Genomic DNA, 13,188 nt, shown 5'->3' with positions numbered 1-13,188 from the left:
GATCGGGTATGCGAAAGGGGATCGCCGGGCTGGCGGCACTTGCCCAAGATGTGCTGCGTCAGAAACCCGCCAGTGGGGCGGTGTTTGCGTTCCGGGGACGGCGTGGTGACCGGCTGAGGCTGCTCTACTGGGACGGTCAGGGGTTTTGCCTCTATTACAAGGTGCTTGAGCGGGGACGTTTCCCTTGGCCGAGCGCCAAGGATGGGGCGGTGCGGCTGACCTCTGCACAGCTCGCGATGCTCTGGGAAGGCATCGACTGGCGGCGTCCCGATTGGGGCGCTCCGCCTGCGCGGGTCGGGTGATTTTGCGACCTGATTTGCTTTATTTATATGGTGCCATAGCCTGATTTTTGGTAGTCAGGCGCATGTCGAAACCTGATGAAAATTTGCCCCCTCTCGCGCATGCAAGCATGCGCTGCCGGGCAGCGGATGATCCCGCTGAATTGAGGGCGATGATCGCGGCTTTGCAGGTAGAAAATGCTCGGATCGAGGCAGAGAACGCCAAGATGTCGGCGACATTGCGTGTCCATGATCAACTGGTTCAAGCGTTGCGCCTGCGGATCGCCAAGTTGCAGAAACTGGCCTTTGGCAAGTCCTCGGAAAAGGTCGAGCGCGAAATCGAGCAGCTGGAACTGGCGCTCGAAGACCTGTTGGTCGCCGTAGCGGAAAACGATGACGCGCCCATCGACGAAGGGCAGGATGAACCGTCACCGGAAGCTGCCGATGCACCCGCTTTGCGCCGCCGACCACGGGTCTCGGATACGACCCCACGCGAGCGGCGTGAACTGGACCCCGGCACCTGCTGCCCTGACTGTGGCGGCGATCTTCGCGTGGTGGGGGAGGATGTCAGCGAACTCCTCGACATGATCGCCGCGCAGATGAAGGTGATCCAGATCGCCCGGATCAAGAAGTCCTGCCGCCGCTGCGAGCGGATCGTGCAGGAACCCGCGCCAAGCCGTCCGATCCCGGGCAGTATGGCAGGCCCGAACCTGCTGGCGCATGTGCTGGTCTCGAAGTTCGACGACCACCTTCCGTTATATCGCCAGCACGAGATCTTCGAACGCATGGGGGGCAGACATCCCCGAAAGCACGCTGGTCGGCTGGGTGAACACCGGTTCGCGAAGCGACAGACTGTCCAGTGGACAGTCTGAGGTGTGAACGGGCGGAGCCCCGGGTGGCCGCGCCATGAAGACCCTGTCGCCGCTGATCGAGCGCATTGAGGCTGACATCATGGGCAGCGATTTGCTGCACGCAGATGATACGCCGATCCGGGTGTTGGACCGCTCCAAGAAAGACAAAGGGCTTGGCAAAGGTGTGAAGCAAGGCCGGATCTGGGCCTATGTGCGCGATCAGCGCCCATGGGCGGGTGCCGCGCCACCCGGTGCGGTCTATCGGTTCGCACCGAACTGGAAGGAAGAGCACGTCCTCAGCCATCTGGCCAATGCCCGCGGCATCCTGCAGGCGGACGGCTACAAGGGCTATGCCAAGCTTTACGAGCCTGAATCCAATAGTGGGCGGCGTTTGCGAGAGGCAGCCTGTTGGGCCCATCTGCGGCGTGACTTCCATGATTTTTGGACCTCGACAAAATCCGAGATTGCCCGCGAGGCGCTCGACCGGATCGGCAAGCTTTACGACATCGAGCGCGACATTAACGGTCAACCCGCTGGTGTCCGCCATGCCGCGCGTCAACAGTTGAGCCAACCAAAGGTCACGGCCTTCTTTGCTTGGTCAGAGCAACAACTCCTGCGCATTCCGGGCAAAAGCGATCTGGCCAAGGCATTCCGCTATGGCCTCAGTCGACAGGAGGCCTTCAGCCTGTTCCTGACCGATGGCCGCGTCTGGAGTGCCCCCATCGGGTGGTCCAGTTTGAATGTTAGTGCATGGTCGGCCTCTGGTCTATTGGCATGATACTTTTCGGCGCCGGAGGGCGGTAGCCCAGAGCGCTATGTGGCCTGACCGTGTTATAGTGGCGGCGCCATCTTTCGATCAGGATCTGGGCTTCGCGTAGCGTGTAGAAGACCTCGCCGTTGAGCAGCTCGTCCCGAAACCGGGAATTGAAACTCTCACAGTAGCCGTTCTCCCAAGGTGATCCTGGTGCGATGAAGGCCGTCTTCGCGCCAACCGCGCCAATCCAGGCGCGCACCTTCTTGGCGATGAATTCCGCGCCATTGTCGGACCTTATGTATTCCGGCGGGCCGCGCAGGATGAACAGGTCGGTCAGGGCGTCAACCACATCGGTTGAGTTGAGCTTGCGTTTGACACGGATCACCAGTGCCTCCTTCGTGAATTCATCGATGATGTTGAGCGTGCGGAAAACCCGCCCGTCGTGGGTCCGATCCTGAACAAAGTCGTAAGACCAAACATGGTTCGGGCGCTCCGGCCGCAGCCGGACGCACGATCCGTCGTTCAGCCAGAGCCGTCCCTTCTTGGGTTGCTTTTGCGGAACTTTCAGCCCCTCCCGCCGCCAGATCCGTTCGACCCTTTTATGGTTCACATGCCAGCCGCTGTTGTTTAGCATCCCGGTGATCATGCGATACCCCCCGGTGATCATGCGATACCCATAGCGTCCAAACTCTTCTGTCAGTGCGATGATGTCATCGGTCAGCCGCTCTTCGTCCGGCGGGCCACAGGGCACCTTGCGCTGTGTCGAGCGATGCTGACCCAATGTGCGGCAAACCCGGCGCTCAGATACGCTGAGGGTTTGCCGCACATGGTCAATGCACTGTCTGCGGCGGGAAGGGCTTAGAAGTTCCCCCGGGCGGCCTCGGTCAGGATCATCTTGTCCAGCGTCAGATCCGACACGGCGCGCCTCAGCCGGGTATTCTCAACCTCCAACTCCTTTAGCCGTTTGAGCTGATCACGGCTCATGCCGCCATATTCTTTGCGCCATCGATAATAGGTCTGCTGCGTCACGCCAATCTGGCGAACCGCATCAGCGATCGAACTGCCTTGCCCTTGCAACACTTCAACCTGCCGAAGCTTCAGCACGATCTCTTCGGGTTTATCTCTCTTTCCAGCCATCTCTGGTCCTCCTGAAATGGGATAATACTATCCCAGTTGGTGGACCACTTCAGTGGGGGCACTCCACTTCCACTGCTTGATCTGGTTGGCCTCTCATGACATTCGCTGTGCGAATGCACTGCCGGTAATAGATGCAGATCAAACTGTGTCGCCAGCTCGCTCATCGTTCTGTCGCCCTTCAACGCCGCCAATGCGACCTTCGCCTTGAAGGCTGGGCTGTCGTTCCGTCTGGGACGTCTTGTCATCTTCGCTCCTTAATCCCGACAAAGCTGCCGGATTGGGAGCAGAAAATCCACCTAACTCAACTGTTCAGATTTGTCAGGCCACCTCTGACATCGACATTTTTAGGCTTGCCGGGATCAAACCAAAATATCAGCGCGACCTCTTGGGCGGGCGCGTGATAAATGGCCCAGAAGAATAGTGGTCCCACGAAAGTGATGGACTTGCACGGCATTAGAGCCGCGCTGAACACCACAAACAACCAAGTTAAGTCTGCTGTCATCGACGGCATTCAGTCTGGTGATATCCAACTCGTGAAAGGCGTCAGTGAAGAATTGAAGGCGATTGACGAAGACCTCTATGCCGATTTTCAGACCATTAAACCCAAGAAGTACATGAAGATTAAGGCGGCCCACCAGTCGCATGCACAGATGCTGTCAGAGCAACATGGGTCCAGCATTTTTGGCTCATTTCCGCCGTCTGAGCGCTTCGAAAGCATAGCACTTTGTATGAAAGAGGGATTGGAGTTGGTGTCCACGCCCAAAGCTCTCAAGGAGTACAAAAGAATCATTTCGAAATGTTCCCTCAATGGACTTGTTGTGAAGGACATCTCTGAGCTGTAAACGGATGTGCCCCGCCGACCCAACTTTGGGACATCACTTTGGAAGGTCTGCTTTCATTTGTTAAATTTGAGATTTCGCCTTCGCAGCTAATGACCGCTCTCCGCCGCCCCTGCTCAATCCGGACTGAGCATCGGGCTAAAGGTCGTGCGTTTAAGGACGGCGATACCCATGCGGCGCCGCTTCGCAACAAAGCGCTAGCTCTTCCAAATACAATGGCCCATGCAAAACCTACCCAGCCAAAGCTTCAGCCACCGCGATATCCGCCATTTTCACTACAGCCTCGCGCGATGCTGCCACCGCAATGAACCGGCCGTTGTGGCAGAACTTCGCCCCCGAGACACCGCTGGCGGCTTCAAGTGCGTCATCGGTCAGTCCCGCCCAAGCAGCAGGAAGATCGGCCCGGTTGTCGAAGGTGTCGTCACCCATGCGGATCGTCGTTAGCGCCCAATCGCTGCCACGCGGGTGGATCACGAACAGCAGGTGATCCGCGCCGGCCTTTTCTACGCCCGCGCGAAACGGCATGCCCATCGGCAATTCCAGTACGCGACCCTCACCGGCTGCCTCGATGGCCGCCATCACCATTGCCTCCGCCCGGTACTTCGCAGCCTTACGTCTGATCTGTGCCTCAACGAAAGTCCGCGCCACGGGCAAGGCGGCCATGAAAGCACGATCATCGGCCCCGTCTTCGCGGTCATCAAAGACCGGCTTCAGGCTTTCCAGCAGCACTGGCAAGGTCAGACCGGCAAACAGCGGTCCGGCCTCGGCCGCATTTACCGCGCCGTTGTCGAGCAGGTCGACCGGCAGAACAAACCCTCGGTCAAACGAGCCATGAATCGCTTCGATATCTTGTTCGGGCACATCCATCGCGCGCAGGTAATCGCGGCCATATTGTTTCCAGATCAAACCGAAAGAACTATACGGCTGGCCATCCTCTCGCAGCGGGTTGGGCCGCTGGTGATGATCGAAAATTTCCGCGGCTGCATCAAACTGGCCGCCGACATCATAGATGATGCGATCCTCGCCGGGCGTGATCCACGCCTTGTCGCGGCTGCGGATCAACTCTGCCTCGGGGAAGAGCCGCGTCAGGATGACAGAGGACAACAGCTCATCGGCATGAAAGCCACCGGAATGGGTGACGAGGTGGGTGATGGTCATCAGAAACAGGCTCCAGCCGGGCTTGAAATGATTTGGGCGACCACAATGGCCGCCCGTCGGTGAATGCGATCGCAGTTTTGAGCGAGAATTATGATCGGCGCAAATCCTGTGGCGCAAAGCCGCCCGCCTACAACATATGGACAGCCGAACAGCTTCGCGGGATCTTTGCCCCAATTTCGAGACAACTTTGCCCCGATTTACACATTCTCAGTGTGTCCAGACGGCGCGCCGGTTGGTTGCGAAGTTTTCGCCATACCCGCCGGGGCGAATATTGGGCTTGCGCGTGTTCCGGTCCTGCACGACGGCAGTGATGCCATGCGCCTCGGCGTATTCCAGCGCCGCTTCCTTGGTGGGAAAGCTCAGCCGCACCTGCGACTGTGTATCGCGCGACGACGTCCAGCCCATCAGCGGATCAACCTCGCGCGCAGTACTTGCCACGAACTCCAGCACCCATTCGCGGGTCTTGGCCGTGCCCGAGGACATGGCAGTGCGGGCGGGTCGATAGATGCGAGCGGTCATGGCGCGTCTCCTGCGGCGGACGGTGTTGCCATCCAGATGCCTCATTGCAGGGGCGAATGTCAATTGCGGCGCACCAAACGCGCCGGGCTGACGGCGCCTGCGCAATCGGCTAGGCTGCGCGTCATTCGACAACAGCAGGACCGCAGCGCTTGGCCATCAAGATAGAAATGCTCCGCTGCTTTCAGGCGGTGGCCGACCACGGCAGCCTGACCGGCGCGGCCGAAGCGCTGGGACGTACACCATCGGCGATCTCAATGATGCTGCGCCAGTTCGAGGATCACATCGGCGCGCCGCTATTCGAGAGCGCCCGCAAATCGCACCTGACCCCCTTGGGCACGTTGATCCGCGCCGAGGCAACCCGCGAACTGTTGCATTACGCGCGCACCATCGACGCGATCGAGGCGCTGTCGCGCGCCGAGGCGGGCAATGTGCGCCTGTCCTGCACGCCCTCGGTGGCGCAGGCGATCATGCCGCCAATCCTGCGCAGCTTTATCGCGGCGCGACCCGGCGTGCGCATCGATCTGCGCGATGCCGACAGCGATGCCGTACGGCGCGACCTGATCGAGGGGCGCGCCGATATCGGCCTTGCCACCCTGCCCGCGATGCCCGGTTTCCGTCGTGAGCTGCTGTTTTCCGATACTTATGGCGTGGTCTGTCCCACCGGGCATCCGCTGGCGCGCCATCGCCAGCACGTCACATGGGGCGATCTGGCCGGGGTCGATTTCATCGCCAACGGGCTTTGCGCGCAGATTACCGATGTCGATTTCCTGCCGATCCTCGCCGCGTCCAAGCTGATGGTGCGCAACACCGCGTCGATTCTCAGCATGCTGCGCGCGGGCGCAGGCGTGACGGTCCTGCCGCGGCTGGCGCTTCTCCCCGAGTTTCAGGGTTTCGAATTCCTGCCGCTGGCGAACATCGACACCCGGCGCGAGGTCTGGCTGGTGACGCCGGATGCCAGCAGCCTCAGCCCCGCGGCCCAGACAATGGCGGAAGCAATCCGCGCCGCCAGGATCGACGCGCCCGAGTGATGGCATGGTGACTGCCACCGCCACCGGACTTCAGTTTTTCTGAATTTTCTTCAATCACTTTGCGTTTGCTTTGAATCACAAAACCGGGCGACAAATTTGGACGGTGCACAACGCGCCACTCAAATATCGAGAACAAGCAATACAAGGGGCTATGCCATGGCGAATGTTCAGAAAAACTATATCGCTGGCGAATGGCTGGCCGGTTCGTCCGAGATAACCAACCTCAATCCCTCGGATCTGAGCGACGTTGTCGGAACCTATGCGCAGGCCAGCGCCGATCAGCTGGACCGCGCGCTGGAGGCCGCAAAATCAGCGCAGACCGAATGGGCCGCCTACGGGCTGGAGCGCAAGCAGGCCGTCCTGAACGCCATCGGCACCGAAATGATGGCCCGCGCCGAAGAGCTGGGCACATTGCTGAGCCGCGAAGAAGGCAAGCCGCTGGCCGAGGGCAAGGGCGAGGTGTTCCGCGCCGGTCAGTTTTTCACCTACTACGCCGCCGAGGTATTGCGTCAACTGGGCGAGAATGCCGATAGCGTGCGCCCCGATATCGAAATCGACGTGCGCCGCGAACCTGTTGGGACAGTGGCCATCATCAGCCCGTGGAACTTCCCCACCGCGACCGCCAGCTGGAAAATCGCCCCCGCTCTGGCCTATGGCAACGCCGTGATCTGGAAGCCCGCCAACGTCACGCCCGCCTCGGCCCATGCCCTGGCCGAGATCATCGCGCGCCAGGACATCCCAAAGGGCCTGTTCAATCTGGTCATGGGCGCGGGCCGCGACGTCGGACAGCGGTTGGTCGAAAGCCGGGATATCGATGCGATTTCCTTCACTGGCTCGGTCCCCGTGGGACGCGGGATTGCGGCGGCTGCGGTGCAGAACTTCACCCGCGTGCAGATGGAAATGGGCAGCAAGAACGCTCTTTTCGTCACAGATGATGCCGATGTGGATCTGGCCGTGACGCTGGCGCTGGGTGGCGCCTTCGGCGGCACCGGACAAAAATGCACCGCGTCGTCGCGACTGGTCGTTCAGGCCGGTGTGCATGATGCGTTCGTGGAAAAACTGCTCGCAGGTACCAAGGCATTGAAAGTCGGCCACGCGTTGACAGCAGGCATCCAGATGGGGCCGGTCGTGTCAGAAGATCAGCTGAACGAAAACCTTGCCTGGGTCGAGAAAGGCACGGCCGAGGGCGCCGAACTGGCCTGCGGTGGCGAGCGCCTGAGCATGGACACCGACGGCTATTTCATGTCGCCCGGCGTGTTTGTGAACACGACGAACAGCATGGCTGTAAACCGGCTGGAAATGTTCGCGCCGCTGGCCGCCGTCATCAAGGTCGACAGCTATGACGAAGGGCTGAGCGTCGTCAACGACACCAATTTCGGCCTGACCTCGGGCATCGTCACCCGCTCCCTCGCGCGCGCCACGCATTTCCGCCGTAATGCCCGCACCGGCGTCGTCACCGTCAACCTGCCCACGGCAGGCACCGATTACCACGTCCCCTTCGGCGGGCGCGGCGACAGCAGCTATGGCCCGCGCGAGCAGGGTCAGACGGCGCGTGATTTCTATACCATCGTCAAAACGTCCTACATCGCATCGGGCAAGCCGGAATGAGCCCGCGCATTGATTGCCTGCAATACGCCAACTGGTCGGAAAAGATCTTTCGCCAGATGCGGGCGGGCGGGCTGGACGCGGTGCATGTCACCATCGCCTATCACGAGAATTTCCGCGAGACGGTGTTGAATATCGAGCAGTGGAATCGCTGGTTCGAACAATACCCGGACCTTATCACCAAGGGCCGGTGGGCGGGCGATGTGCGTGCAGCGCACGAGTCCGGGCGCACGGCGATCTTCTTCGGCTTTCAGAACCCCAGCCCGATCGAGGATGATATCGGGCTGGTCGAAGTGCTGCACGATCTGGGCGCGCGCTTCATGCAGCTCAGCTATAACAACCAGTCGCTTTTGGCGACGGGCTGTTACGAGGCCGAGGATCCCGGCATCACTCGCATGGGCAAACAGGTCATCAAGGAAATGAACCGTGTCGGACTGGTCGTCGACATGAGTCATTCTGCGGATCGCTCCACCATCGAGGCCGCCGACCTGTCCCAGCGGCCCATCGCGATCACCCACGCCAACCTGCATTCATGGCAACCGGCGCTGCGTAACAAGCGCGACGACGTTATCCGTGCCGTCACACAAAACGGTGGCATGATGGGGTTCAGCGCCTATCCGCACCACCTGAAGGATAAATCCGACTGCACGCTCAGCAGTTTTTGCGAAATGATCGCCCGCGCGGCTGATCAGTTTGGCGCGCAGCATTTCGGCATCGGCACAGATCTGTGTCAGGATCAGCCCGACAGCGTAGTCGAATGGATGCGCACCGGGCGCTGGACCAAGGAGATCGATTTTGGCGAAGGCAGCGCGTCCGCGCCCGGTTTTCCGCCACAGCCGGAGTGGTTTCGTGACAACCGCGATTTCCCGAATTTCGAGCGTGGATTGCGCGATGTCGGCTTTGACGCGGGCGAAGTCGACGGATTGATGGGCGGCAACTGGTTGCGTTTCTTTGAGGAAAACTTCATCCCCCCGGTTTCCGACAGCCCCGAGGCGGTCAAGCCCATCACACCGGGCTGATCCGGCGACGCAATCCAAAACACTCAGGGAGGAGTGTCACATGACCGAAACCACGTCAGAGCCTGGCAACAAGGCTCATATCAACAGACCGCTATTTGCCATCACCGGGGGGTTCATCGCTCTCTTTTGCATCACCGCGCTGGTCAATCTCGATCTGCTGTCCACCCTGGTCGATGCCAGCTTTGCCTTCTCGGCCAAGTATTTCGGCCTCTACTGGCAGTTGCTGCTGCTGGCGACATTCCTCATCGGTCTGGTCCTGGTCGTCCTGCCTGGCGGCCGGACGATCATGGGCGGCATGCTGGCGCCGGAATTCCCGGTATTCCAGTGGGGCGCGATGATCATGTGTACCCTTCTGGCAGGCGGCGGCGTTTTCTGGGCCGCAGGCGAGCCGATGGCGCATTTCCTGTCCTCACCGCCCTATTTCGGTGGGGAGTCGGGCACCCCGGCGGACGTTGCGCCCGCACTGGCGCAAAGTTTCATGCATTGGGGGTTCCTTGCATGGGCCATTCTGGGCGCGCTCAGCACTATTATGCTGATGTATTACCACTATGAAAAAGGCCTGCCGATGGCGCCGCGCACCTTGCTTTATCCGGTGTTCGGCGATCACGCGATCACCGGGCCGATCGGCTGGATCGCCGACGCATCCTGCATCATCGCCGTTGTGGCGGGCACCGTTGGCCCTGTCGGGTTTCTGGGGTTGCAAGTCAGCTATGGCCTCAACTCCCTCTTTGGCATCCCCGATACCTTTGTCACCCAAGCCGGGGTGATCGCGGTCCTTGTTGCGATCTACACGATCTCGGCCATTACCGGACTGTCCAAGGGCATCCAGATCCTCAGCCGGATCAACGTGATCCTTGCCGCGTTCCTGCTGATCTTCATGCTGATCGCCGGGCCGACCGCGTTCATCCTGAAAAGCTATGTCGCAGGATTTTCGACCTACATCACCAATTTCTTCGGCATGGCGCTGCATCGCGGCGATGCGGACCTGTTCGGCCCTCCGGGCTGGCTGGGCTGGTGGACCGTGTTCTTCTGGGGCTGGTTCATGGGGTATGGCCCGCTGATGGCGATGTTCATCGCACGCATCAGCCGGGGTCGGTCGATCCGGTCGATCATCATCATGCTCTCGATCGTCGCGCCCATCGTCACCACCTTCTGGTTCACCATCGTTGGCGGATCGGGCATCGCGTTCGAACTGGAAAACCCCGGCGCTGTCTCGACCGCGTTCGAGGGGTTCAACCTGCCGGCCGCGCTGCTGTCGATCACGCAGCAGATGCCTCTGGGCTTTATGGTATCGCTGCTGTTCCTGATTCTGACGACGATCTTTGTTGCCACGACCGGCGATTCGATGACCTACGTCATTTCGATCGCCATGTCGGACGAAGACCGCAGCGCAACAGGCGTGCGCGTGTTCTGGGGCCTGACCATGGGCATCATGGCGCTGATCCTGATCTGGACTGGCTCGGGCGGTATCGGCAAATTGCAGAGCTTCATCGTCGTAACCGCCGTGCCGGTGTCGCTGATCCTGCTGCCATCGCTGTGGGATGCCCTACGCATCACCATCGGCAAAGGGCGCGGAACGCTCTGACAAGACGTCATAGGGCGGCCCCTGTATGGGCCGCCCTATTTATTTGGACAGGAAGGACAGGACATGCAGATCGATCACCCAGCGACCGCCGCCACGATGCGGCACCCCGATATGGTGATGCGCCTTGAACGGCTGGGATCGTTCCACCAGTGCCGCCTGTCCTTCATGCGTATCCTGCTGCGCCGCCTGAAATCCGAAAACTGGCGGTTCGAGCGCGCGGTATTCGATATCGACGCGCGCGGCGTGGGGATTGCGGTCCATACCGCCCATGGCCCCCGGCGCAGCTACAGCCTGATCGCCTTTGCCAACGATCTGCCGCCCGAAAAACGCTCGGACCGGGTGATCGCGACGGAATGGGACGCGACATTCACCCTGTTCGACGGCATCCCCACGCAGGCCGACATCGACAGGCTGCGCCAGAATGTCCCTCTTCAGGAGGCCGGGCGCATATCGCAGAGCGAGCTGTCGCTGAGCCGCGCCAACAGGTCTGTCCGCCTGTGGGATCATGTCGTCACTGCGCTGGCGGCGGGCGGGCAGCCTGATCCGAGAATGATTGACGATGTCGGCTATCTGATGCGGACGACCGCGGTCTATGGCTCGGGCAAGTTCGGCGCCGCCGACCGCGCCGTGATCGCCGACAGATCCGAATTCCAAGCGCCCTATCAGGTCGAGATGTTGTCAGTCTACCTCACCCGTGCCTTCGTCATGGATCTGGTCGAGCATATGGCGGCGCTCAAATCGCCCGAATCCGCCGTGCCGCTGGCGCCGCAGTTGCGCCGCCGCTTCGGCATCGGCAATTCCACCGGCCTCGGCATGGCACCCTATCTTTTGAATCACCCCGCACTGCTGCATTGCTGGATCGCCGCGCGCGAAACGGCGCTGGCACGGGTCCGCGCGCTGCCCCATGCCGCGCCCGATGAGATCGCGCAGTTTCGCCAGATCGTCCAGCGCGCCATCCTGCACGCCGCCGCATGGCGCAGCGAGCACCCCACGCAAGTCATCAAGCTGGCGGATCTGCGCGGCGATCTGACGGCCCTTTCGGCCTATCTGGAGCACGCCGATCTGGCCGCCCCGAACCCCTGGAACCAGCTGTGGCATTGGGCCGAAGACGCACTGACAATCGAAGGTCAGGAACAGCTCGCCTCGCTGCTGCTGGAGCCGTATCCACAGCTCGTCGATGATTTGGCCGACGACATGTCCTGCAACGAGGATCGCCATTGGCGCATCGAAGGCGCGATGACGGCGGCACGGCTGAAGGAAATCACGCAGGACATCTACGGCTGGGCGCTGGACACCGATTGGGACGCGCCCGACGCGCAGGACCGTGTCTGGTACGTTTCGGACGCCAAGCAGGAGCCGCGCCTTGGCCAGCGCAAGCTGGAGCCACTGGAGCCATACGAGCAGCCGCTCTGCCCTGGCCGCGATGCCGCTCGCATGTTTGCGGCGCTGGGACAGTTTGACGGGGCGAACGTCGCCGCGTTCGTGCTGGCGCATCCCGAACATCGCCACATTGTGCGCCGCGCCCAGATCGCCACACGCCTGCCCTATGCCGAGATCCGCAGCAACACCATCGGCGCCACCTTGATGCCCATCGACATGCTGCGCGCCAAGCTCAGCTTTTTCGGCGCATGCCATTTCGATCCACGCTCGGACCGCTGGGTGCGCATCACCATGTTCCAGCATGCGCCATTTCCTCATGAACTGGCCCAGGTCGATGCCGATGACTGGACCTATCCGCCGCTGGTGGCATCATGACCTGGTCGCTGGGAGAGATCGAAGGGCTGGCCCGCAAGGCCGCGCGCGGTGCCGGATTTGACTGGGGCATGGCGGAAGAGGCGGGCAAGGCGGTGCGCTGGCTGGCCGGTCTGGGCCTGCCCGGCCCCGAAGTGCTGGACGCGTTTCTGGCCGCCTATGACCGCACGCCGCATGCGCAGATGCGTCCGATGGACGTCACGGCGCCGACCTGGACAGCGGCAGGCGGCCCGCTATGCCCCATATCGGCAGGCGCTGCGCTGTGCGACATCGCGCAGGATGCGGGCCTGCCCGGCGATATTGCGATCCCGGAATGCGCCTGTCCCCTGCTGCTGATCCCATTCGTCGCCGCCGCATCCGAGGATGGCGGGCATGCCCTACATGTAGTTTGGGAGGGCGGAGAGTTTGCCTTTGCCTCCGACATTCGCGGCCATGCCACAGTGCCGATGGCGCTCATGGGCCGCGCCGTGATCCGCCGCGGGACAGCGCCGGACCTGCCGCTGCCCCGCTGCCAGCTTCGCTACGATCTGGACTCGGCGCCGGCTGCCCGCCTGACCGATCTGGCCCGGCGCACCTATGCGCCCGACACCGAGGCCAGCCGCACATCCGGCGCCGGCTCCGGGCTGAGCGATAACGACTGACGATACGTCCCTGGACAGTAAT

At 61.4% G+C, this 13,188-nt stretch carries 11 protein-coding genes and 2 pseudogenes; 9 read left to right on the top strand and 4 right to left on the bottom strand.

Annotation, left to right across the window (positions count from 1 at the left end; genetic code table 11):
• Positions 1–8: 8 nt before the first annotated feature.
• Together tnpB and FGD77_RS11625 are read left to right on the top strand one after the other, a co-directional pair.
• A complete protein-coding gene (gene tnpB / locus FGD77_RS11630; RefSeq protein ID WP_255009771.1) occupies positions 9–302 on the top strand; it encodes an IS66 family insertion sequence element accessory protein TnpB in 294 nt (97 codons plus the stop codon).
• 107 nt (positions 303–409) lie between these two features.
• A pseudogene (locus tag FGD77_RS11625) lies at positions 410–1,838 on the top strand (IS66 family transposase); the annotation flags it as partial.
• Between the two features lie 34 nt (positions 1,839–1,872).
• Here FGD77_RS11625 and FGD77_RS11620 read toward each other — a convergent pair.
• Positions 1,873–3,020 (bottom strand): IS3 family transposase gene (locus FGD77_RS11620; protein ID WP_255009769.1). Its coding sequence is split into 2 segments (ribosomal slippage): positions 1,873–2,750 and positions 2,750–3,020, totalling 1,149 coding nucleotides; the frame shifts between segments, so codons are not numbered across the junction.
• A 131-nt stretch (positions 3,021–3,151) separates the two neighbouring features.
• A pseudogene (locus FGD77_RS11615) lies at positions 3,152–3,265 on the bottom strand (IS3 family transposase); the annotation flags it as partial.
• Between the two features lie 159 nt (positions 3,266–3,424).
• Here FGD77_RS11615 and FGD77_RS11610 point away from each other — a divergent pair.
• Positions 3,425–3,862 (top strand): hypothetical protein, encoded by a 438-nt coding sequence (locus FGD77_RS11610; RefSeq protein WP_255009767.1) that lies wholly within the window; start codon positions 3,425–3,427, stop codon positions 3,860–3,862.
• Positions 3,863–4,090: 228 nt separating this feature from the next.
• Here FGD77_RS11610 and FGD77_RS11605 read toward each other — a convergent pair whose 3' ends face one another.
• Both FGD77_RS11605 and FGD77_RS11600 read right to left on the bottom strand, forming a co-directional pair.
• On the bottom strand, positions 4,091–5,017 hold the full coding sequence (locus FGD77_RS11605; protein WP_255009765.1) for an MYG1 family protein: 927 nt from the start codon (positions 5,015–5,017) through the stop codon (positions 4,091–4,093).
• A 207-nt stretch (positions 5,018–5,224) separates the two neighbouring features.
• Positions 5,225–5,536, bottom strand: a complete 312-nt coding sequence (locus FGD77_RS11600) for an ETC complex I subunit (RefSeq protein ID WP_255009764.1) — start codon at positions 5,534–5,536, stop codon at positions 5,225–5,227.
• 149 nt (positions 5,537–5,685) lie between these two features.
• On the opposite strand from FGD77_RS11600, the gene FGD77_RS11595 reads away from it, so the two are divergent.
• The 6 genes from FGD77_RS11595 to FGD77_RS11570 all read left to right on the top strand — a co-directional run bounded on the left by FGD77_RS11595 (position 5,686) and on the right by FGD77_RS11570 (position 13,166).
• Positions 5,686–6,564 (top strand): LysR family transcriptional regulator, encoded by an 879-nt coding sequence (locus tag FGD77_RS11595; RefSeq protein WP_255009762.1) that lies wholly within the window; start codon positions 5,686–5,688, stop codon positions 6,562–6,564.
• 156 nt (positions 6,565–6,720) lie between these two features.
• On the top strand, positions 6,721–8,172 hold the full coding sequence (locus FGD77_RS11590; protein WP_255009760.1) for an aldehyde dehydrogenase family protein: 1,452 nt from the start codon (positions 6,721–6,723) through the stop codon (positions 8,170–8,172).
• Positions 8,169–9,188: a membrane dipeptidase gene (locus FGD77_RS11585; RefSeq protein WP_255009758.1), complete on the top strand. Its 1,020-nt coding sequence runs from the start codon at positions 8,169–8,171 to the stop codon at positions 9,186–9,188. Before FGD77_RS11590 ends, FGD77_RS11585 begins: the two co-directional genes overlap by 4 nt.
• A gap of 40 nt (positions 9,189–9,228) precedes the next feature.
• Positions 9,229–10,773, top strand: a complete 1,545-nt coding sequence (locus tag FGD77_RS11580; RefSeq protein WP_255009756.1) for a BCCT family transporter — start codon at positions 9,229–9,231, stop codon at positions 10,771–10,773.
• Positions 10,774–10,836: 63 nt separating this feature from the next.
• Positions 10,837–12,528 carry a hypothetical protein gene (locus FGD77_RS11575; RefSeq protein WP_255009753.1) on the top strand — a complete coding sequence of 564 codons (1,692 nt, stop codon included), beginning with the start codon at positions 10,837–10,839 and terminating at the stop codon, positions 12,526–12,528.
• Entirely contained in the window at positions 12,525–13,166 is a 642-nt protein-coding gene (locus FGD77_RS11570; protein ID WP_255009751.1) for a DUF3726 domain-containing protein, read from the top strand. The genes FGD77_RS11575 and FGD77_RS11570 overlap by 4 nt, the downstream gene beginning before the upstream one ends.
• Positions 13,167–13,188: the final 22 nt, after the last annotated feature.

Source organism: Roseovarius sp. M141 (genome assembly GCF_024355225.1).
Lineage (GTDB): Bacteria > Pseudomonadota > Alphaproteobacteria > Rhodobacterales > Rhodobacteraceae > Roseovarius.
The sequence above is the reverse complement of the archived record's forward strand: the minus strand, read 5'-3'. Positions and strand labels throughout refer to the sequence as shown.

Excerpts from the sequence above, each read along its gene's own strand:
- FGD77_RS11590 (WP_255009760.1), top strand. The coding sequence starts at position 6,721 with ATGGCGAATGTTCAGAAAAACTATATCGCTGGCGAATGGCTGGCCGGT.
- FGD77_RS11600 (WP_255009764.1), bottom strand. The coding sequence starts at position 5,536 with ATGACCGCTCGCATCTATCGACCCGCCCGCACTGCCATGTCCTCGGGC.
- tnpB (WP_255009771.1), top strand. The coding sequence starts at position 9 with ATGCGAAAGGGGATCGCCGGGCTGGCGGCACTTGCCCAAGATGTGCTG.
- FGD77_RS11580 (WP_255009756.1), top strand. The coding sequence starts at position 9,229 with ATGACCGAAACCACGTCAGAGCCTGGCAACAAGGCTCATATCAACAGA.
- FGD77_RS11585 (WP_255009758.1), top strand. The coding sequence starts at position 8,169 with ATGAGCCCGCGCATTGATTGCCTGCAATACGCCAACTGGTCGGAAAAG.
- FGD77_RS11570 (WP_255009751.1), top strand. The coding sequence starts at position 12,525 with ATGACCTGGTCGCTGGGAGAGATCGAAGGGCTGGCCCGCAAGGCCGCG.
- FGD77_RS11575 (WP_255009753.1), top strand. The coding sequence starts at position 10,837 with ATGCAGATCGATCACCCAGCGACCGCCGCCACGATGCGGCACCCCGAT.
- FGD77_RS11605 (WP_255009765.1), bottom strand. The coding sequence starts at position 5,017 with ATGACCATCACCCACCTCGTCACCCATTCCGGTGGCTTTCATGCCGAT.
- FGD77_RS11610 (WP_255009767.1), top strand. The coding sequence starts at position 3,425 with ATGGCCCAGAAGAATAGTGGTCCCACGAAAGTGATGGACTTGCACGGC.